18 protein-coding genes are annotated in these 20,320 nt (G+C 39.7%); 8 read left to right on the top strand and 10 right to left on the bottom strand.

Going from position 1 to position 20,320, the window contains the following annotated elements:
- Positions 1 to 21: 21 nt before the first annotated feature.
- From cas1 to MSHOH_RS04490, 6 genes are read right to left on the bottom strand one after another with little or no spacing between them, the layout of a single operon-like run.
- Complete coding sequence (gene cas1 / locus MSHOH_RS04515) at positions 22 to 993, bottom strand: CRISPR-associated endonuclease Cas1 (RefSeq protein ID WP_048137724.1); 972 nt, start codon at positions 991 to 993, stop codon at positions 22 to 24.
- A complete protein-coding gene (locus MSHOH_RS04510; protein ID WP_048137722.1) occupies positions 981 to 1,640 on the bottom strand; it encodes a CRISPR-associated endonuclease Cas6 in 660 nt (219 codons plus the stop codon). The genes cas1 and MSHOH_RS04510 overlap by 13 nt, the downstream gene beginning before the upstream one ends.
- A gap of 1 nt (position 1,641) precedes the next feature.
- A complete protein-coding gene (locus MSHOH_RS04505; RefSeq protein ID WP_048137720.1) occupies positions 1,642 to 4,077 on the bottom strand; it encodes a CRISPR-associated helicase/endonuclease Cas3 in 2,436 nt (811 codons plus the stop codon).
- Positions 4,052 to 4,753 carry a type I-B CRISPR-associated protein Cas5b gene (cas5b, locus tag MSHOH_RS04500; RefSeq protein WP_048137719.1) on the bottom strand — a complete coding sequence of 234 codons (702 nt, stop codon included), beginning with the start codon at positions 4,751 to 4,753 and terminating at the stop codon, positions 4,052 to 4,054. The genes MSHOH_RS04505 and cas5b overlap by 26 nt, the downstream gene beginning before the upstream one ends.
- A gap of 9 nt (positions 4,754 to 4,762) precedes the next feature.
- Entirely contained in the window at positions 4,763 to 5,740 is a 978-nt protein-coding gene (gene cas7b, locus MSHOH_RS04495) for a type I-B CRISPR-associated protein Cas7/Csh2 (RefSeq protein ID WP_048137717.1), read from the bottom strand.
- On the bottom strand, positions 5,733 to 7,601 hold the full coding sequence (locus MSHOH_RS04490; RefSeq protein ID WP_048137716.1) for a TIGR02556 family CRISPR-associated protein: 1,869 nt from the start codon (positions 7,599 to 7,601) through the stop codon (positions 5,733 to 5,735). The genes cas7b and MSHOH_RS04490 overlap by 8 nt, the downstream gene beginning before the upstream one ends.
- Before the next feature lie 216 nt (positions 7,602 to 7,817).
- Here MSHOH_RS04490 and csa3 point away from each other — a divergent pair, with 216 nt between their 5' ends.
- Positions 7,818 to 8,420, top strand: a complete 603-nt coding sequence (gene csa3 / locus MSHOH_RS04485) for a CRISPR-associated CARF protein Csa3 (protein WP_048137714.1) — start codon at positions 7,818 to 7,820, stop codon at positions 8,418 to 8,420.
- Positions 8,421 to 8,979: 559 nt separating this feature from the next.
- Here the strand turns inward: csa3 and MSHOH_RS04480 are convergent.
- On the bottom strand, positions 8,980 to 9,711 hold the full coding sequence (locus MSHOH_RS04480; RefSeq protein ID WP_239451213.1) for a DNA alkylation repair protein: 732 nt from the start codon (positions 9,709 to 9,711) through the stop codon (positions 8,980 to 8,982).
- 131 nt (positions 9,712 to 9,842) lie between these two features.
- Here MSHOH_RS04480 and MSHOH_RS04475 point away from each other — a divergent pair, with 131 nt between their 5' ends.
- Positions 9,843 to 10,337, top strand: coding sequence for a GNAT family N-acetyltransferase (locus MSHOH_RS04475; RefSeq protein WP_048137712.1), 495 nt, complete (start codon positions 9,843 to 9,845; stop codon positions 10,335 to 10,337).
- A 141-nt stretch (positions 10,338 to 10,478) separates the two neighbouring features.
- Here MSHOH_RS04475 and MSHOH_RS04470 read toward each other — a convergent pair whose 3' ends face one another.
- Positions 10,479 to 10,835, bottom strand: a complete 357-nt coding sequence (locus MSHOH_RS04470; protein WP_048137710.1) for a hypothetical protein — start codon at positions 10,833 to 10,835, stop codon at positions 10,479 to 10,481.
- A gap of 657 nt (positions 10,836 to 11,492) precedes the next feature.
- Here MSHOH_RS04470 and MSHOH_RS04465 point away from each other — a divergent pair.
- The 6 genes from MSHOH_RS04465 to MSHOH_RS04440 all read left to right on the top strand — a co-directional run bounded on the left by MSHOH_RS04465 (position 11,493) and on the right by MSHOH_RS04440 (position 19,003).
- Positions 11,493 to 12,311, top strand: a complete 819-nt coding sequence (locus MSHOH_RS04465; RefSeq protein WP_048137708.1) for an ABC transporter ATP-binding protein — start codon at positions 11,493 to 11,495, stop codon at positions 12,309 to 12,311.
- 386 nt (positions 12,312 to 12,697) lie between these two features.
- Positions 12,698 to 12,997 (top strand): DUF1772 domain-containing protein, encoded by a 300-nt coding sequence (locus tag MSHOH_RS24990; protein ID WP_275425574.1) that lies wholly within the window; start codon positions 12,698 to 12,700, stop codon positions 12,995 to 12,997.
- 453 nt (positions 12,998 to 13,450) lie between these two features.
- The gene (locus MSHOH_RS04455) at positions 13,451 to 14,257 is read left to right on the top strand and encodes a DUF1638 domain-containing protein (protein WP_048137706.1); all 807 of its coding nucleotides are present in this window, start codon (positions 13,451 to 13,453) and stop codon (positions 14,255 to 14,257) included.
- Between the two features lie 274 nt (positions 14,258 to 14,531).
- Positions 14,532 to 16,355 (top strand): glycosyltransferase family 4 protein, encoded by a 1,824-nt coding sequence (locus tag MSHOH_RS04450; protein ID WP_082089234.1) that lies wholly within the window; start codon positions 14,532 to 14,534, stop codon positions 16,353 to 16,355.
- Positions 16,356 to 16,453: 98 nt separating this feature from the next.
- A complete protein-coding gene (locus MSHOH_RS04445; protein WP_048137704.1) occupies positions 16,454 to 17,446 on the top strand; it encodes a galactose-1-phosphate uridylyltransferase in 993 nt (330 codons plus the stop codon).
- Positions 17,447 to 17,839: 393 nt separating this feature from the next.
- Positions 17,840 to 19,003: a glycosyltransferase family 4 protein gene (locus tag MSHOH_RS04440; RefSeq protein ID WP_048137702.1), complete on the top strand. Its 1,164-nt coding sequence runs from the start codon at positions 17,840 to 17,842 to the stop codon at positions 19,001 to 19,003.
- 137 nt (positions 19,004 to 19,140) lie between these two features.
- On the opposite strand, the gene MSHOH_RS04435 is transcribed toward MSHOH_RS04440, so the two are convergent.
- Positions 19,141 to 19,776 carry a DUF2150 family protein gene (locus tag MSHOH_RS04435; protein WP_048137699.1) on the bottom strand — a complete coding sequence of 212 codons (636 nt, stop codon included), beginning with the start codon at positions 19,774 to 19,776 and terminating at the stop codon, positions 19,141 to 19,143.
- A gap of 75 nt (positions 19,777 to 19,851) precedes the next feature.
- Positions 19,852 to 20,301 (bottom strand): UPF0179 family protein, encoded by a 450-nt coding sequence (locus tag MSHOH_RS04430; protein WP_048143173.1) that lies wholly within the window; start codon positions 20,299 to 20,301, stop codon positions 19,852 to 19,854.
- Positions 20,302 to 20,320: the final 19 nt, after the last annotated feature.

Here is a 20,320-nt window from a genome sequence, read left to right as displayed (position 1 = left end):
GAATTTATCACGTCAAAGCTTTTATTTCCCGATCAGGCTGTTTGCAATCCTGTGACAGTCGAACTGGATAGTGTTCCCAATTTTTATGTTCCTGCCCCTATAGCTTATTTCTTTATCAAAAGTTTCATTGACAGCCTGGATAAGGACGGCTTTACCCTCCTTATTAAGAGTCATGCCTTTCGGGATCTCATCAAAAAAGCTGTCTGAAACCTGTTTTTTCGAAAAAAGATTGAAAACTGTCCTGTCAATATGGATGCGGTACATCTCAATAAGGTCAAAAACAAACGACTTTTTGTTATAGTCATCTGTGTGGTTAAAACCGACATAAGGGTCAAGCCCTGCTATAATGCACGCTTTTTCAACCCTTGAATACAAAACTCCATATCCATAATTCAAAAGGCAGTTAAATTCGTCCTTTGCAGGGTTTCTGCTTCTGCCATTGAATTTCCATTTATCGGGCAGAAGATAACTCAAAGCCTCAAAATAATGCCTAGAAGCCATCCCTTCAAGGCCCATGATCTTCCCTCGCATTTCGTCAAGCGTCCCCTCAAGGGCTTCAAGCTGCGCTTTCATATCTTCCATTCCAGAAATATAATCGTCAAGTTCATCCTTCTGTTCAGGCCTGTTCTTTTTGAGGTCTTTCAAAAAAAGTATCTGGCTGTCGATCTTCTGTTCTATCCAGCCTTTCGCAAGCCTGAATCCCTCGGGCTCTTCCGAAATCTCAAGCTGCCTTCTCCTGATGTATGTCGTGCTCCCGAGTTTTGAGTGCCAGATTCTGCCATAAGGGTCTCCGAAGTTGTCCAGAAAAACGATATCGATATTGTTTTCTACCGCAAATTTGATTGCATCGGTAGTTATGGTGGCAGAGGTCGTGATCAGGATACTGTCCACTTTCTTTTCTGAAACTTCGAAAACTTTGTCGTCAACTTTTACAAGAAAACAGTTGTTTTGTTTTTTAAGGAAGGAGCCGTGAGTATTGATTACAAGCTGCATCTTTTCACCGTCCCAAAACCGCGAGATACGGATTTTCCAAGGCCGAAATAGTCAGGGATGAGGAAGTTAACCATAAACTTTCCTTTAAAAGTGGCAATTTCCACTCCTTTCATTCTACTAGAGCCGGGGCGCAGATTTGTCTCACACTTGATTTGCCCCGGAACAGTGTAGCCAAGGGATTTGGACATGGAAAGAATATTTCCAACGAGAGTTTTTCTAAGGAGTTCTTTTTGTTCGTTAGTTCCTATTTTCTTGTACTTATCTGTGAAATTTTCCTGGTTCAAAGCAAACCAGGGAGTCTCAAAGCTGTAGGTATGGAATTTGTCAGAAAGGCCGAATTCCTGTTCTTTGAAAGATACTTTTTTTTCCAGAATTTCATATGTGGATTCATCTAACTCGATTTTTTCGTATTTGTTGAAAATTTCCTGAAGAATTTCCACACCTTCATTTATTCCGAAAACTAGAGGAATACCTTTCAAAATTTTATATTGGACTAAAGGATACATGTAAATTACTTTATCACAGTTATGTTGATGCAAAAGTGTATATTCATTAAACCGGGTAGCGAAAAACCCTCGAAGTTTTGAGGCGTTTGTTCCTACTTTTCGGTCAGGAACAAGAGTTAAAGTTAGCGTTTTGACTTTCATGTCAATCACACATCATGGTGGGCTTTAATTTAAAGATAAAACCGGTTTCAGGATCATAATAATGTTTTATTTGTTCAAGAGGAATGTATCCGATATTGAGATCCTCTGGTTCTTCACAGGAAAAGTCATTTTTAGATACGGAAATGATGTATTCATTGAATTTTTTCCTGATCGCCAAGAATTTCTCTTTTCTATTCAGAGGATTTTTAAGAGATTTTATTAAGATGTATTCTTTCCATGTTTCAACCGCCTCATCGTCCATTTCAACAAATACATCTATTTTTTCGTATCCTACTTTATCTTCTATTAATCTGAAATCAGATGTAAGGGTTTTAAATTTAAGCTCATTTATGTATGATAGTAGTTCCTTAGATTCGTCTTCACTTGAAGTATCTTTAACTTTTCTGAAGTAACTGTTATTTAAAAAAAGCAAGTCCTCTTCATAAATTTCCGAAGGAGATTCCTTCAACACTTCTTTTGTTTTGTCGATGAGAAAACTCGAATATATATATCGATGGAATTCTTTCCTTTCATCTTTCAGAACCACAATATTTACTTGTCCTCGATAACTTTTGGAAGAATTCCTGTTACATCTTCCAGAAACTTGATTTATTGAGTCAATTGTGGCAAAATCCCTGTAAACAATATCCACATCTATATCTACTCCAGCTTCTATAAGTTGAGTGCTGACGATAATTTTTCTTTTTTCCGACTTCTCCTTGATTTTTTTAATTCTATTAAGCCTCTCTTTTGGGATAATGTTAGTAGAAAGATAATAATAATCACTATTATCAAGTTCTAAATTCTTTAAATGTTTAAAAACTTCTAGAGAAGATTTAATAGTGTTCAATACAAATAAGAAGTCCTTTTCTGGGTTCTTTTTGACTTCTGATTCAATTATTTCCTTGAAATCATTCATGCCTATTGAACTCAGATTTATTTTCAACTTAACTCGATCAAACTCTCTGAAATATTTATCTTTATTTTTCACCAGCTCAATGATTTCCCCTTTTTCAGGATCAAAAATGAGAGGTTGAGTTGCTGTCACAAAAATGAAGTATGTATTAAAATATTTTGCAAAACCCGAAATGACCTGTTTTAACAGTAGCCAGTACTTATGAGGAATTGACTGGACCTCATCAAGTATTACAATCGAATTCGCAATGGTGTGAAATTTCCTGAGTGAGCGATTTTTATTGGATACAATTGTGTGGAAAAACTGGACAAAAGTGGTAACAATTATCTCAGAGTTCCATCCCTCTATTAAAAATAAACTTTTAAGCCCTTCAAATTCTTCGTTGTCTTGCGTTCTGTAAAAAATATCTGCAAGGTGATGATGTTTAAGTAGTACATCCTCAGAAGGATTTGCTATCTCAACTGTTTTAAAAACACCTTCAAAAACGTCGTAATTCTGATCTATGATACTCAGAAAAGGTAGAGAATAAATTATTTTTGCCTTGATTCTCTTTTCCTCTCTTAATCTTGCTTTCAATTTTAATGCGAAAGAAAGTGATGTCAGAGTTTTACCTGAACCTGTAGGAACGCTTATCGAATATATTTTGTTATCAAGGTCAAGTTTTTCAATATTTTCTGTGACTTCCTTGTAAATCCCATTACGTATCTTATTGATTGTACTTTCGTTATTGTGGAAGCCTTTTTCTACCATATACATATCCACAAGTTCAGATGAAATTTCTATTTCACTGGAAACATCAATGGAAGACGCATCTATCTTATCAGAATTTATAAGAATCGAGTAAAGAGTTAATGTAATTAGATAATAACCTGTAAACTGCTCTCCCTTGAGTAATTTTACGAGTTTTCTTCTATTTTTTAAAATCTCGCCCGCAATAGAGCGATATTCATTGCAGAAAGTATCGATGTCAGAAGAAATATCGTATCCATCGAGTAACTTTTCATATACTGTTTTCAATTCACTTATGTCTAATGACTTTATTTGAAGATCAATAATCTCAAGAACATCTTTATCTATTAGTTCTCGGATTTCATCCTCAGCATCTTTTAAGTTTCCATGATGCCTTTTTACAATGAGATACCCTATGGTAGGAATATATTCCAAAATATTTTTATCATTAAGTGAGTCTACATATTTTTCTAATATGTAATAGGTAAAAATAGCTGAGATAAGGCCATGGTGGTATTCTTTTTTATTTTTTAAACTCCTCTGTATGGCTAAATCTGTTTCAAAAAGATACCTCTGAAAATAATCCGTTCCCTTTCCAAAATCATGACAAATCCCTATAAGAAATGAGATTTTGGAAAAGATATTTTCATCAATCCCAAACTTTTCCAGTGATAAGCTTTTCTCCCTGCTGGTCGAGATAGATTTATTTCCTACATTGGATAGGTGCCTAAATAGTATTTTATCAGGATGGGAATGAAGATGGAAATCACATGAAGATAATTCCTTCCCCATTCTCAAGCCTCCAGAGATTATTTACATTCGCAAGGATGCATTTTGCGTTTTTTTCAAACAAAATTTTGCCATATTCTGTAACTTCCCTATTTGGAAGCATTTCTATTGGAATAGTCTCTGAAAAATATTCTTTTCCTTCTTCAAAGCTGATTTTTATGAGTTCTTTTTCAGGAACTACAGAATGGATTTCCCTTTCAGAATCTAAAAGTTCACTGACAGCCTCCATTTCTCCTATGAATTCATAATTAGCAATATGTTCGCTCAGACCAAGGCACAGAGTATACACCGACTTATGTTCTTTTAACATAGAATAAAGTTTGTTATACACTTCTTCCGAAGAATGAGAAAAATAAATCCTGTATTTTACATCTTTCAATACTTCGAATCTTATCTGGGTTCTGGTCTTTATTCTGCTCATCATAGGGGCAATTTTGGTGTCTATTAGATTTTCTGCAATTCTAGTCTTTTTAATAGGACAGCTTATTTTCACCGCAATATTTGCATTTTCTTTAGAGAAATACTGCAGATACTCATCTTTCCCAAACCCTTCTATAGCACCAATCATACCTGCAATAGCCGTTCTAGGAGGAATAGAATATGTAAGGGGAGAAGTTGTAGTATAGTGTTTTCGGAAATGACCGAATTCTCCCCATACATCGAACACTAATACTTTCATGTTCTTAGCTCACATTGATAATATTTCAGTATTTATCCCGGCTTCCATAAGGCTTTTTTCGAAGTCGATCTCTTCTCCGCCATATGTGAACACAATCGATCCATCCATGCAAAGCTGGGCATTTTCGATTTTATCTTTGCTTTTACCCAATACCTCAACCAGCCTCTGGACCTCAATCCTTATCTGTGAAATGTCCCTGATCTCTTCATCTATCAAATCAGACTTTAGACTGAAAAGGTTGTTCAAATCCCCGATGTGATAATTCCCCTCTTTGTAGTTTACTTTGAACAAGAGGCGGGGAACCTGGCCTACTTTTGATCTGGAAATCAGGTTTTTAGTTCCATTCCACATCCCATCAAGAAGTAGATCTATATCTTCCTCTGAAAGCTTCGTGTCCTTTGCCGCGTTTTCATTAATAATTCCGTAAAAACTTATCAAAGAGTAAGGCAAGAAATCCTCTTCACGGAACGTTTTCTGACTGGCCCCTTCCTTTGAAGCAAAAGCTCCTGTTCCGCGGAAATGTTTTATGAAGACTTTGTGCATTGACCTGCCGATCTTAAACTGTACAGGACCTGTATGAGTTATGGAACCCGTATCTTTTCCTTTCTTAAGTTTAAGTTCAAGGGGAACAGTGCCACCGAATAAGCGAACATCAATACAATCATTCAAAAGATTTTCATTAATATTGTTCTTACCAGTTTCGAATGAATCAAGAGGCTCTTCGATTGTCAAAAAATCTCTTGCCCTCATTTTTGCATCTTGAATAGAACCGTTTTCATCCGAGATTTCCCTAACAAAAATCTCCTTACCTCTAAACTTATAGAGATGATCACGGATTGTCCTCTTAAACCTGACATCTGTTACAAGATTTATTCCTGTCTCTTCGTCAATCCGTGGTTTGTTATCATCAAGTGGATCTCCGTTTGGATTTCCATCTTTTATATCATACAAAAATACAATTTCAGATCGTCTGTTTACTTCAGTCATTTTCTATCTCCACCTCAGATTTAGGTGATTTTAAGAGATTTGACAAATTCATACCTAAAACAAAATAGAAGCTGATTTCGTCGTTTGACATTTTCCAATCAGTGCCAGATTGAATCATGTACTTTGCTATAAGGGTCTCTAATTCTTTGTAATAATTAGCATCATACTCTTCGAGTTTATTTATGATCTCAGGGAAGATTCTTTTCACATAACGTTCATCAAGATTCAGGCCCCTAAGTTTAGTTCTGAAAGGAGTGCTTCCACGCTGGAACTTTTGAATATTTAGTAGGTACTGGACAAGCGTACCTTCCAAAAAAACAGCTTTCTTTGCGTCGGTATCGAAAAAGTTTTCAAACTCCGAAAAGATAACATTTGTCCGTTCTTCATAACCATGCTTTTCGCCTGGTACTGTACCATTTAATAAAACTGATAAATTCTTAGAATTCACATACTTACCTCCTGTATAATTTCCAAGCAAATGCAGTTGATTTAAGAAATCTAACAATTGGAATCCTAGAAATAGCGAATATCTTGTGGGATTTCCATTCCTGAAATCTTTTCTAATACGCTGCATGATATACTTTAGTAAAAAATTGTAATCAATTGGTGCTCCAGTAAATATCCCATTTGTTATTTCTAAAAAATATTTATTCAAATTAGGATCATCTAGAGTATTTGGGAAAAACCACCTTACATTACCTAACGTGAACTGAATTGATTTTGTTTCGGTATCGACAGATGAATAATTGCGGAATAATTTTTTCTTGTCAACAATTTCTTTGGAGTTGAAAAGCTCTCTTAGTCTGGAAGGAAGAACATCCTCGATATATAAAAGAATTCGATATGCAGAATTGGATTTTTCATAAAATTGAAAATTAAAATTAAGATAATCATCTGCCTCACTTAGAATTTCAAGGATGTCATTTTCATTGGCCTGCAAGAAATTTTTATATTCCTTATTAAACGCAAATTTCTTTTCATTGAACTTTTCAAAAATATCGAAAATTTCCTCGCTGGTACTTTTATTAAGTAGTTTAGGGATAAGGAGGAAATTAAATCCGTAAAAACCAAAAGACATATATTTCTCAATATATTCTTTTCCGGCTGTGATTTTTAAGGCACATTCAAGACAAACGGGATTGTTTCTCCATGCCTTACTTTGGTCAAATCCTCCACTAACAAATCCCCGCTTATCTACGGTATAGAATTCATAAGGCGTAACGAAACCATAAACTTCCTTATATGTTTTGCAAACAGAACATACTTTATCATCATCCTTAGAGATGATGTCATATTTGCTGTAAAATTTAGAAGCTCCATTGTTTTTAAGGATTTTTCGAAATACCTCAAAGTCTCCGACATATCTGACGAAGTCATTTTCTTCAAGAACCAAGGTTAATATCGAGTTTTCCTTTGCATCGATTGAGTTTACTTTAGGTTCAAGCTCAGAAAGTATTATTTCTTCATTTTCTTTTATGCACTTCCCAAGAAGCTCCAAAAATTGGACTTCTTCACCATCTAATATGGGCTTTGCTTCTTTCAAGGGCTTTGAAAACCAGCCTATAATCTTGTTAGAGAAGGTTTTTTTGATTTCTGTGACTCTTGCAGTAGGAGTAATATCTGGACCATTAGATGACCCTCTCTTATAGAGATATTTTACGATCTTCTCTTTTGAATACTCCTGATGTTCGATTTCTTTAAACTCAAAACTATTTTGGCAAGAAACCAGCTTAATGCAAAATACATGTTTATAAGTTTCATTGCTTGCAGGATTTTCAACTAGAATTGACACAAAATCGTTTAAATCTTTATTTTCTTTTTCGAGCGCATACTCACCAATTTCTTTCATCGCTTCGATCACAGAAACTACACCCTCGTAAAAATAATCTAGAAGATATTCAATTAATTAATTTTTTTGTAAATTTATTCCTAAACTAGTGAACCTAAGATATTGATTAATAAGATATTATATATACTTTTCTAATCTAAATTATAATAATCATCAAATTAAATAAAATATAAATATATAACCTATATAGAAAAACATATAATCTAACCAAACAATACATAGCACCTAATGTCAAAGCTTACTCTAATCTCCACAATCTATTCCCTTGAACCTGTCATTATCTGTGTCACTCGCCTTGCTCCTTCTAAAATTATTCTTCTTTCAGAAGAAGGTGCAAATGAAAAGAAGGTACAATCCGAAGAGATAATTGAAAAAACTTTTAAAAATGCGCTTGAAGTCGAGAAGAAGTATACGGCAGTCTATGACACCGTTCGCGTAGCAAAAGATGTCGCAGAGCTAATTGAAAAGGAACACGACAGAGGCAACCAGGTAATTGTCAATGTCTCAGGAGGCAGGAAGCCGCAGGCTTTTGGGGCGCTTTTCGGGGCGTATGCAAGAAATGATATGGTGCAGAGAATCGTATATGTGACAGAAGAAGATAGCACTATGATTGATTTTCCGGTACTGAGCTTCAACCTCTCGGAAACCAAGAAACTAATACTTGAAGAGATCCAGAAAGGAAATTCCGCAGTTACTCAAATTGCAGCAATTGCCGGAATTTCTAAAGGAATGACTTACAACCACCTTCGGGAACTCAAAGCAATGGGCTATATAGCAGACGGAGACGGCGGATACGTGATAACGGATGCAGGAAGGATTGCCTCTATTTAACTGTCCAGACAAAGTACAGGAATCAAATCAAAAAGCTAAGAACTTTTAAGAAAACAGAGTTTGTTTCATCTCTTTACTCACCCGATTTCCTAACTTCCTAATTTTTCACATTATATCTTAACAAATAATAATAAAGAACTTCAAAAGCATTTCATTGTCAAGAGAAACATAGAGAAGACAAACAGGGACCAAACTTTCTCACTAAAACTTAGACAGTGATAATCCTTTATCATGACTTGGTAAATAGAGAAAAATACTTGTGAAGACATTCATTTGATTGGCAGACAGACAAAACTTGCATAGATGGATCCGCCTGCAGACCAGACTGCTGGCAAAATATATGGGAACAAAACTAGGGAATATGGGGGGAGAACGGGGCTCATAGATGCAGTATGGGGGTATTGCATCGGAAAAACTCCTCTCCCTTCAACCTCCTTTAGCTTCCCTTCATCAAAACTTTTATCCTTTTTTAGTCGTTTTCCTTAAGATGCCTGTACCTTGAGTTGCCTGTAATATTTCCACTTTAGAAATTCCTGTCACGGTTTTATTATCTGCTTTTTTATTTCTTCATAGCTTCAGCCCGCAGATCAGGAGGGAATTTTTCGATCGCATACCTGAGGGAGGTCCTGGGCATTTCTTTTTTGTTAGTCATGATGTATTCGAAGACGTCCTGCTGGTGGGGTTTGCTGGCTTCTTTCAGCATCCAGCCGTAGCCTTTCTGGACCAGGTCGTCTGTGTCTTTGAGGAGGATGTTTGAGATTGCAAAGATCTCGGGCAGGAAAAGACCTTTTCTTGCGGGCAGAATAAGGGTTACGGCTGATGCGCGCCTGAGCCAGCGGTTGTCAGACTTCGCCCAGACTTTGAGGTTTTCAACGAAGGAAGGGAATTCTTCGATAAAAGAGCCGACTGCGTGATTGCAAAGGGTGTCACACTTCGCCCAGTTATTAACGTAGTCTCTAATCCAGCGCTCAAAAATCTCGAAATCGGATTCTGTATATTCGTCTCTTACCTCGTATGCCCATTCGAAGGCGATAAAGGCCTCCTCGCAGTAGTCGGACTTCAGGAATTTTTCACAGAGGGCAAACACATTCTTTTTATTAGATTTCCCTGCCTTTTCCAGTTCCTTAAAATAATCTTTTGCAATTTTTTTAACAGCAGAAGACTTTACTCCATGGCACTTAACTTCCTCTTTAAAAAAACGGGAAAAACCGCTTTTAGTCTTCTCATCAACGCTTTTAACCAGATCCTTTCTGACCCTGGATATAATATCAATTTTATTATCGGCTTGCACAGTTTATTATTTAATCAAAGGTGTTACTTATACTTTGTTTTCCTGTAGTTTGTTTTTTACGCTTGAGAAATATCAAAGAGATGGCAGAAGCATCAAAAACGTATTTCAGGAGGGAAGCTTAATTTTCCATCATGTCTCAAGTAAAAATTCGTCCTCAGGAAGTTTCCGATGCCGAGCGTTTTTTTGAAATCATTACGCACACAAACTGTGAGTTTATAGAAATGCCGGTAGAAACCATTGAAGACGAAAAACGGTTCCTGAAAATGAATGATGTCAAAAGAAAAACAAACTTTGAACATAACTATTCGATCTTTTTTGACGATAAACTTGTAGGAGCCTGCGGGATAAGAATCGACCAGCACCGACCCTGGGTTGGAGAAATTGGCTATTTTGTGGATAACGCTTATCAGAGACAGGGAATTGCAACCGAAGCTGTAAGGCAACTTGAAAAAATCTGTTTTGGTACACTGAAACTGCAAAGAATTGTTATCCTTATGGATATTCGAAACCTCGCAAGTGAGCAGGTTGCTATGAAGTGCGGATATGAAAAAGAAGGGATCGCAAAGAGAATCCACAGGATAGGAAAAGAGTATTATGACTGCTTCGTATACGCCAAAACCAGGTAAGCAGCAGGACATCAGGTGAGCAGTAAAAGACGGACATTAAAAGGGGACCAGCAAAAAGCAGCAGAGAAATAGAGCTCAGATCAATGACCGGGAAAAATAAAAAGGGAGGGAAAAAGTCTGAAATGCAGGGTCTGCAGAGACTCAGACAAGTCCCAGAGTCTCTACAAGGCTGGACCCGTACCAGACCACCATGAGGTTATTTACAGTTACCAGGATGCCCACCGATTCAATTATATGCTTTGTGAGTTCCCATCGTCCTTTTGAGACTTTTATTATCGGAGCTACGTAAAAGAGCAGGAGGATAAAAGCAATTTTTATAAGCAGAAGATGGTAGATTCCGTAGTTTTCCAGGATCATTGCAGGAACAGGGTTATATTCAGTGCCGAATGGCAGGGCGTAAAAAGTGGATGCCCAATCTCCTATCACATAAAAAAGAATGATAAAACGGATATCGTACAGATAATCCCCAAACGTACTCCGAATGTGTCTAACTTCCAATAAAAAACCTCCCTTCAATGCCTTTCTATTTTTCGGTAAAGATGACTTTATTTTACAGTATTATATAAACATAAGAAACTAAGATAGAGGCTTAGAAACTTTAGTAAGGGGAATACAGAGGTTTTTAACAATATTTAGGAGGTCTATAAGCTGCCGAATATGAAACAAAGGTTTAAAAAAGCTCAAATAAACGAATAAACAGTAAAATAATTATTTGTAGGGAATTTTTAGAAACTAAAATAAAAATGAGAAAATAAAAGGCAGCTGAAGTATATTATAAGTAAATTTGAGATAGTATTTTTAATTTATATCCGACAGTCTTAATGCAGGACATAAAGGAGTTTTTTTAGGCGAATTTTCCTTTAATTAAGAATTATACTGGAAGTATGGAAAAGATTTAAAAAGGGGAACTTCTACTGGACGGGAAAATTCCGATGAAAAAATAATTACAATGGAAGTTCCGATAAAGAATAGTTCCAGTAAAAACTAGCCGGCAAATCCAGAAGTATGAACCCGGTTGGAGATACGACCAAACTAAACTAATGACTAAACTAACGACTAAACTACGCGGCTAAACTAAATGACTAAACTATAAGGCTAAGTTACCCGGTTAAAGTATGGTTGAGAAGCTGATTTCAAACTCAAAAGATGATACTAATGGCTGAACAATTAAAAAACACAGGGAAGGAAAACTCTCCCTCCCTGCTGGAAATGAAAAATGTAACAGTTGTCAGAAGCGGGAAAAAGATCCTTGATTCCATCTCTCTTTCCATCAAGCCCGGAGAACATGTTGCAATCATAGGTCCCAATGGCTCAGGCAAATCTTCCCTGATAAAGACCCTGACAAAAGAGTACCACCCGCTTGCAGGAGCTGACGGACTCGTACTGAAAATCATGGACAAAGGGACATGGCACGTTTTTGAGCTCAGGAAGCTACTCGGGATAGTTTCCGGTGAACTCCAGCAGACCTGCTGCCGTCAGATCCGAGTCTTTGATGTTGTGCTCTCAGGATTTTTCAGTAGCATAGGAATATATTACAACCACAAAGTTACTCCTGAAATGGAAGCCAGAGCAAAAGAAGTCCTGGAATTCCTTGAAATTTCCCACCTTGAGGATCGATTGATGTGCGAGCTTTCCACAGGAGAAGCAAGAAGGGTGCTTATAGGGAGAGCTCTTGTACACGACCCTCAGGCCCTTATCCTCGATGAACCTGCAAACAGCCTTGACTTAAAAGCCATGCACAATTTCCGTGAGAGTGTCAGGAAAATTGCACAATCAGGCAAGAGCGTAATTCTTGTCACTCACAACCTTCAGGACGTTATCCCGGAAATAAACCGTGTGATCCTCATAAAAGAAGGAAAAGTCTTCAGGGACGGAAAAAAAGAAGATGTCCTGACAGATGCAAATCTCTCAGAGCTTTTTTCCCTCTCCGTAAAAGTCCTGGAAAAAGAAGGTTACTACCAGACCTGGAGCTAAAAAAAGCATGATACAACCCGAGTTCGGAGGAATCGGATACAGATGATAAGATATGAAAGAATGAGATGAAAGAATGAGATGAATAATATGGATGAATCGAATACGAATGAATCCGGAAGAGAAGATTTAGATAATAAATAACAGCCAGGTAATAAATATAAATATAGCCCAATAAATAAACTCTCGGGAGGACACTCACGCAGTTTACCCGTTTCAAAAGGTCGTGTAGTTCAATAAATCAAGAAGCCTTGTTCCAGGCTTGTTTTTTATCACCGACACCGACAGGAGGACACATGATCACTGCAGTCGAGTTCATTGCAGTTTTGAGTTGCACCCTGTTCGCAGGTGCTGCCATCTATATCAATCTTGTCGAGCATCCTGCTCGAATGAGCTGTGGCACGAAGATAGCCGCAACCGTTTGGGCCCCGAGTTACAAACGCGCAACGTTAATGCAGGCCCCACTAGCGATTTTAAGTTTCCTTGCCGGGGTTTCGGCCTGGTTACTCGGTGGAGACATCCTGTGGCTCTTTGGTGCCGGGCTAATCGGTTCGGTAGTGCCGTTTACATTCATTGCAATTATGCCTGCGAATCATCGACTTTTAGCACCTGGCCGCGACCTTGAGTCGAGCGAACACAGGCGCTCCTGGAAAAGTGGAACAGGCTTCATGCGGTTCGTAGCTTGTTGAGCTTCGTTGCTTCAGTAGTATATATAGGGTTGCTGTTGAGAACCTGATCCCGAAAAGGGCCGTAAACCGGAAAAATGCTTTCAGAGCGGATGCCGAATTGCTTCCGGATTTTGCCGGATTTTGAATTCACGTCTGACAACCTGAGAAAAATTACAAAATAAATCTCGCAATAATAGTTATCAAATAGTTATTGAAATATACCGACTGGATGATTAGTGTATTTTTTTAACGCTCAGATTTATAAACGACGGCAATATATTTTTCTATACATAATGTCATCAAATAAAATTGAATATTTCGAAGTTTAGATGATTTTTTTTAAAGAACATTATTTTTAAAGGACATGGTTTTTCAAGAGAATTATTCTGAGAATTAAATGAAACCTCTCAGGGGCCACCCTGCCAGCTTTCAAAATGAGAAAAGCAATGAGTTACACATGCAAGAGGAATCTACATGCCGGTAATAACCATAATAGGGTGCAGGATGTTCGAAGACGAGATAATGCACCTTCTTGAAAATGATCCTCAGATTAAAAAAGTGTTTGTGGTGGAAAACGAAGACTGCAAGGGTATAGTGAGAAAGATGACCGAAGCAGGACTTGAATATATAGTCCTTCCTCCTGAAAAGATTCCCGATAAATCCGCAGGGGACGAGAAAGGTTTGACCCTGATAGTTTACATGCTTGAGCTTGCCCTGCACGCAATTCCTGAAAACCTTAAAAAAACCGTTTACTCAAAGGTTGAACTTATGGCTCCCAGTTCGGATGGGATCCTGCTCTTTTACGGGCTTTGCGGAAACGTACTCGGGAAAATTGAAGAGGACTTCAAAGCCCTGGACTGCAAGATCCGTATCCTGAAAGAAGAGAACGGAGAAATCGTAGACGACTGTATCGGTGCCGTGCTGGGAGGAAGAGGACGCTATCTGGAAGTTCTGAAAAGCTGTAGAGGGGTAGGTACCTTTTTCCTGACTCCAATGTGGGCAGTAAACTGGAGGGAAATGGTCAGAACCGCAGGCCTGAGCCAGAACCCTGACGATATAACGATGTCAAAGTTTGTCTTTGATTATGCAGGCTACAAAAGGGTTGCAAGGGTAAATACAGGCCTTGATTATGAAAAAGATTTTGATGCCTGTGTAAAAGAATTCTCTGCACTCTTTGAGTTTGAGATCACGGACCTCGAAGGGACTTTGCAGCTTGTAGAAAGTTGTTACGCAAAGACAAAAGCCTCGGTACTCGGTGACTGCACTCAAACTCAGGTCTAAAAAACGGGTATGTGAGACTTCTTTCTCAGCATCATCCCAGCCCTTCTGTTTTTTTCCACATACGTTTTCATTACCAATTAACAGCTGGCTGGTTCGTGACTGATGGGCTTGTCGACTGCAGCCATTAGCAGTACAGGAAAAAGGTCATGAGAGCAATATTCTGGAGATTCGCTCCGCATCAGTTTGCTTTATCAATTGATAAGTATTAATATTCAAAGGCTGATTTAAAATAAGCATAAATTTAACGGCAAATGACCTGAGGGGGATTCAGGAGTTGGGAAACCATTTCATTATGATTGCCGGAGAAGAGGCAGGACCTGCATCAAACAAAATGGGCGGGATCTGGAACGTCATTCACGAAGAGGCGCATACCCTTGCGGCTCTTTTTGACTCCGGTAAACTCAAAGCAAAAGAAAACACAGAAATCCTTATCGCAGGCCCGTATTTCGGGCACAGGGGCGCAGACTGGAACCGTGGTCTGAACAGGATCACGAATATGGATGGGCTTGCTCCTCTAAGCGCGGACGGGGAACTGAAGAAAAGTCTGAAAACCCTTGAAAACGAAGGCATTAAAGTCTTTACAGGGGAGGAAATGGTAGGGGAAACCAGAATAGGGTACCTGCAGTTTCAGACCTCGGATTTTGGAAAGATTCGCTCATCATACATGGGAAAAGAGATGACTCTTGAAAGCAGAATCAAAGCCGAAGCCTATGAACTTCTGGAGCTTGATTCCCTGAAATACGAAAACTTTCCTAATGGTCCGGAATATACCCATTATCTTTCTCTTTCACACTCGATTTCCGAGCTTAGCCGACTCCTTGTAAGTTCTGCTCCCAGAACTGCAGACACATGGGCAGAAGAAGCAGGTTCGAGTAAAGATCTCATTCCCTGTCCCGGGATTTCCCTTCACTGCCACGAGTTTGGGACATTTTACGCGCCTGCAAGACTTAAAAAACTGGGAATACCGGTAAACAGCGTTGCAACCCTGCACGCCACTCTGCCCGGCAGGGCTGCAGGTTATAATTCAATTCAAAAAAGAAGAAACAATGATAGTATATGGCCTCCGGGCGTGCCTGAAAACCTTGCCTCCCTCGAAGCTCTTGCCCTCTATGCAGATACGGTTACTGCAGTAGGGGAATCAACCCGCCAGGAAGCCAGGCTTTTTTACGGGATTAACGGAATTGTCATAAGAAACGGGATAACCATTGAAGCTGAAAAAATAGATTGGAACAGGAAAGAACTTTGCCTCGCACAAATCAGAAATTTCCTTTCCGAAAATCTGTATAAGTATTACGGAGGGGAAAAAATCGAGCCTGAAAAGATCATTCCTATTTTTACAATCTCACGCATAGAGGTTGAAAATAAAGGATACCCTGACCTTCTTGATTCCCTTGTGGCTCTCGAGCACATAATCAGGAACAGCATCATGGAAGGACATATGGAAGAGAAGATCAAGGTAATTTGCTTCCTTGTAGCTGCAGAAGGCCCGAAAACTAACCTCCCCGAAGGGTTTCCGGTACATCTGCCAAAAGACGTACTTGTAGGAAACGAACTCAGGCTTCAGCAGATGATAGAGGAAAGAGGGCTGGATTTCACGAAAATGGTAAGGGGAAAGCGTTCAGTTGCAGCTGTCCTCTATCCCCAGATCATCTCGACAGAGGACGGAGGGCTGGGCATGGGAGTAAGAGATTTTATGGCAGGCTGCTGTGCCGGGATTTTCCCTTCCCGTTATGACCCGTTCCTGCTCACAGGGCTTGAAGCCGGAAGAGAGGGGACCCCAAGTGTGGTAAGCAGAGTCTGCGGTTTCAGTGATGCTGTAAAAACTATCGAATCCCTGATAGAGGGTCTGGGCGGGGTGATAGTAGTTGATAACATAGACCTTTCCTATTACGAGACAGTCCTTGAATATTCCCTGGCAGTCAGTTACTTTACCAGAAACTTCGTGGATGATAGAGTAAAATACAAATTACTCTGCAGGGAAGCATTCCTTCTCGCAAAGGATATGGGCTGGGAAAAGCCCACGGAACAGTACTATGAATTGATAAGCGGAGCACGCTTCTGCATACAGGAGGGAGATAAAAACTCCGGAAAAAGGTGAAATTCGAAGGGAACTGGTTGAGATAGGCAGGCTGAAAAAAGCAGGTTGAAAGAAAAGGCCGAAAAAAATCAAATTGAGAGGGCCAGGTTGAGGTCAAGATGTCAGAAATCAGAAAGCATTATTTCCTCCATGAATACTGCATAATTGCCGAAGAAAGAGCTAAAAGACCTTCGGATTTTGCGGGAGCAGTCAGAGGTTCCGAAAAAAACGATTCTGAGAACTGTGTCTTCTGCGGGGGAAATGAAGAAAAAACACCTCCTGCAACTGCAGTATACAAAAATGGAGAGGTTTTTGCCGATACAGGGGAAAAAAGAGTACGCAACTGGGATTTTCGCTGTTTTCCAAACCTGTATCCTGCACTTTCTCCTGCCTCATCCTTCCCAGAATCCTTCGGAAAAAAATCTGAAGTAATTCCAGGATTCGGTTTCCATGAAGTAATAGTGGAGTCTCCTGTGCACGGAAAAAAGCTGGAGGACTTTTCCGATACCGAGATCTCAGGACTTATGAAGGTCTACAGGGATAGAGTCTGCCATTACGCGGCTCACGAGAAAATCTCTTATGTATCCCTGTTCAAAAACTCCGGAAAAGCCGCAGGCGCTTCACAGGACCATCCGCACAGCCAGCTCATAGCCCTGCCGGTTTGCCCGCAGGTTATTGAAAAGGAACTGATAGCCATAAGAGATGCACAAAAATGCCCTTACTGCGCTCTCCTTGAAAAAGAAAAAATCTCACCGCGCCTTATCCTTGAAAATAATGATTTCATAGCCTTTGCACCTTACTATTCAACTGTGCCTTTTGAGGTATGGATCCTTCCGAAAAAGCATATAAGTTTTCTTGGGGAACTCAGTTCAGGACTCCTTTTTGCCCTAGGGGAAATTTTAAGAGATATACTCAGGAGTTACGCAAAATTATTTGGAGACCTGCCCTATAACCATATGTTCTATCAGCTTTTTGAAACTACGGAGTACCACCTGAATCTCAGGTTACTACCCCGGCTTTCTACAGCTGCCGGGTTCGAACTTAACACGGGAATTTATATTAATACGGTTTCTCCGGAAAAGGCAGCCTCATACCTGAAGGGGAATGAATGAGATGTCTCATGACAAATTAAGAAGAGAGAATACACAATCGGAGTGAAAGTATTCAGTCCTAAACATGTAGAAAAACCAGAGATATGTTTATGTACAATAAATAAGGAATAAAGTTAGGGAAGTATAGAGATTGTGTCCTTAATACGAAAAATAGTCCGTAACAGACACGTATATTTAGATAAAGCCTGTTATGAACAGAGTACGTGAAGGGTTTAAGAGGGGAATACGTACAGAAGAACTAAATCAGAAAGGCGCAACCCAAGTTTACCAACCTTGAAAACATGTTTTAATCGGGTAAGCTGAAGGGTTTGAACAGAACAGGCTGGGGGAAAAGCCTGTAACTTTTGGAAATCATGATGTCCTTCACTTTGACAAAAAGGAACAAGTGAGTCTATGAAAAAGATTCGAATAGGAATGTTTAGTTGGGAAAGTTTGCATTCAATACGTGTAGGAGGGATTGCACCCCATGTATCAGAACTCTCTGAGGCTCTTGTAGCTGAGGGACATGAGGTTCATCTTTTTACCCGGGGTCATGAAAACAATGATGAAGTGGTCAATGGGGTTCACTACCACAGGATTGCGTGCGACCGGACCGGAGGAATAGTGGAGCAGATGAACAGGATGTGTGACGGCATGTATTGCCGGTTCCTGGACGTCCGGGAGAAGGCAGGAGAGTTTGACATCCTCCACGGACATGACTGGCATCCTGTAAACGTTCTCTGTAGAATTAAAGCCCAGTTCGGGCTGCCTTTTGTCCTGACCTTCCACAGCACGGAATGGGGACGCAACGGAAACAGGCATGGAGACTGGTGGGAGGCAAAAGAGATTTCTCACAGGGAATGGCTTGGAGGCTATGAAGCTTCAGATGTGGTTGTAACCTCTACAGTTTTGAAAGAGGAAGTCCAGCACATATACAGAATTCCTGATTACAAGCTATGGGAGATTCCCAACGGGATAAACGTGGGAAAAATAAAAAGGGAAGTTGATCCCGGAAAGATAAAAAGAAACTACGGAATACATCCCTGCCTCCCTGTAGTACTCTTCACCGGAAGGATGTCCTATCAGAAGGGACCTGACCTGCTTGTTGAAGCTGCAGCAAAAGTCCTGAGGAAAAGGGATGCCCAATTTGTGCTCATAGGAGAAGGAGAGATGCGGTCTCAATGTGAAAACCAGGCTTACAGGCTTGGGATTGGGGATTCCTGCAATTTCCTTGGTTACGCCCCTGACAATACTGTCATAGACTGGTTCAATGCCTGCGACCTTGTCTGTGTTCCAAGTCGGAACGAGCCCTTCGGGATAGTCGTGCTTGAGGCATGGGATGCAAAAAAACCCGTAGTTGCAAGTGATGCAGTCGCCCTTGTGGAGAACTTCAGGACAGGAATTATTGCCCATAAAGAACCTTCTTCCATTGCCTGGGGTCTGAATTACGTACTTGAGGGACTAGGCCGCAACAGGATGGGAGAGAAGGGGTACGATCTCCTGAAAAAGAGATATAACTGGGAAACAATAGCTAAAAAGACCCTTGAAGTATATGAAAGGATTATGGAAAAAACCTGATTGATTGTTAAAACACAGTTGCTTAAAAATTAAGTATTTAAAAGTCTTGAACATTTAAAATTTAGAGTACTGAAAGCCCGGAATACTTGAAAATCTAGAGTACTTAAAAAGTTTGAAGAAAAGTGTAGAGGAAGATCTTATACAATATCTTCCTCGTCATCTTCATCGAATTCTTTATAACTGTCGCTTCCTACCATCGCTGCCGAGATTGAGTCAATCCCGTCAAGCCATTCTGCAACAATTCCGTAAGGGAGCTCAGCCATTACCTCTTCTGGAAGGCTCTGTCCTTTGAGCACGATTGCGCCGCACTGTGCAGTGTAATCAAGAGCAAGTTCAAGGTTATCCGAGGCTTCTGCATCGATTGCTGCTTTTATAAGCTCTTCAATACTCACTCCTTCGTCATAATCGCCCATAACATAGGATTCAAAGGCGACAAGCGCCCCCATCAAAGAGGTCTGTACTGAATCAATCATAAGGTCGATATCCTCAGAAATGGGTTCGACCTCGGAAAGCACGATATCTCTGATCTCCTCAAGAATCTCTAAAGCCTGTTCTTTGGAGAGCATATCTTTTTCAAAGCGAGCGGTTACTTTCAGGCAGGCAAGTATCACATCGTCGACCATGTTGACGAATACGGCACTTTCTTTGCCAGCATCTTCTTCGGACTCTTTGATTTGAAAACCGCTTTCCCTTGCCCGTCCGAGCCAGTTTTCCCAGCGCTTTTGGGTATAAAATTCATAGGGGGGGACCTGGTTCATTTCATGTTCAGGCACTTATAACACCGCTTATAAACTTTATTTATTAATTAATAATCAGTCTTACTATTACTAAAAGGTGTTTGTTTATGTTCACCATGCAAGTTTTACCTTTTTCAAGGAATTGCTGGCTTCACATTTTGAATCAAGGCTTTCAAGGACCTCTACAATTTTGCATTTGTCCCCTTTTAAAAGCCCTTCCGGGTGGCAGATCTCATACTCACCGCATTCTTTCTTGCCACATTTGGCGGGCTCATACATAATTTTTGCCCCTTCAACTGCTTTTCTGGACTCCACGTTTGTAGTAATAGGAGCCCTGCTGACATCGACGGCAAGAACCCCGCTGTCGTGCAGGAAACATTCGTGTATATCTTTACTTCTGATTCTCACGACTCTATACCTGCGTCCGGGTTCAAGGTTAAGGCAGGTGTTCTTCAAGCGGCACTTCTTGCATTCAGGCATTTCACCCTTGAATATGAACTCCAGCCCTTCCCTTGCCAGCCGTGATCCGATGAGTGTTATTTTGGTATCGCTTTCTGTCATAATAGTTCTTCCATTTAAA

Origin of the sequence: Methanosarcina horonobensis HB-1 = JCM 15518, assembly GCF_000970285.1 — an archaeon.
GTDB lineage: Archaea > Halobacteriota > Methanosarcinia > Methanosarcinales > Methanosarcinaceae > Methanosarcina > Methanosarcina horonobensis.
The sequence above is the reverse complement of the archived record's forward strand: the minus strand, read 5'-3'. Positions and strand labels throughout refer to the sequence as shown.

Coding starts and splice junctions, on each gene's coding strand:
- cas1 (WP_048137724.1), bottom strand. CDS start 993: ATGCAGCTTGTAATCAATACTCACGGCTCCTTCCTTAAAAAACAAAAC.
- MSHOH_RS04510 (WP_048137722.1), bottom strand. CDS start 1,640: ATGAAAGTCAAAACGCTAACTTTAACTCTTGTTCCTGACCGAAAAGTA.
- MSHOH_RS04505 (WP_048137720.1), bottom strand. CDS start 4,077: ATGGGGAAGGAATTATCTTCATGTGATTTCCATCTTCATTCCCATCCT.
- cas5b (WP_048137719.1), bottom strand. CDS start 4,753: ATGAAAGTATTAGTGTTCGATGTATGGGGAGAATTCGGTCATTTCCGA.
- cas7b (WP_048137717.1), bottom strand. CDS start 5,740: ATGACTGAAGTAAACAGACGATCTGAAATTGTATTTTTGTATGATATA.
- csa3 (WP_048137714.1), top strand. CDS start 7,818: ATGTCAAAGCTTACTCTAATCTCCACAATCTATTCCCTTGAACCTGTC.
- MSHOH_RS04475 (WP_048137712.1), top strand. CDS start 9,843: ATGTCTCAAGTAAAAATTCGTCCTCAGGAAGTTTCCGATGCCGAGCGT.
- MSHOH_RS04465 (WP_048137708.1), top strand. CDS start 11,493: ATGGCTGAACAATTAAAAAACACAGGGAAGGAAAACTCTCCCTCCCTG.
- MSHOH_RS24990 (WP_275425574.1), top strand. CDS start 12,698: ATGAGCTGTGGCACGAAGATAGCCGCAACCGTTTGGGCCCCGAGTTAC.
- MSHOH_RS04455 (WP_048137706.1), top strand. CDS start 13,451: ATGCCGGTAATAACCATAATAGGGTGCAGGATGTTCGAAGACGAGATA.
- MSHOH_RS04445 (WP_048137704.1), top strand. CDS start 16,454: ATGTCAGAAATCAGAAAGCATTATTTCCTCCATGAATACTGCATAATT.
- MSHOH_RS04440 (WP_048137702.1), top strand. CDS start 17,840: ATGAAAAAGATTCGAATAGGAATGTTTAGTTGGGAAAGTTTGCATTCA.
- MSHOH_RS04430 (WP_048143173.1), bottom strand. CDS start 20,301: ATGACAGAAAGCGATACCAAAATAACACTCATCGGATCACGGCTGGCA.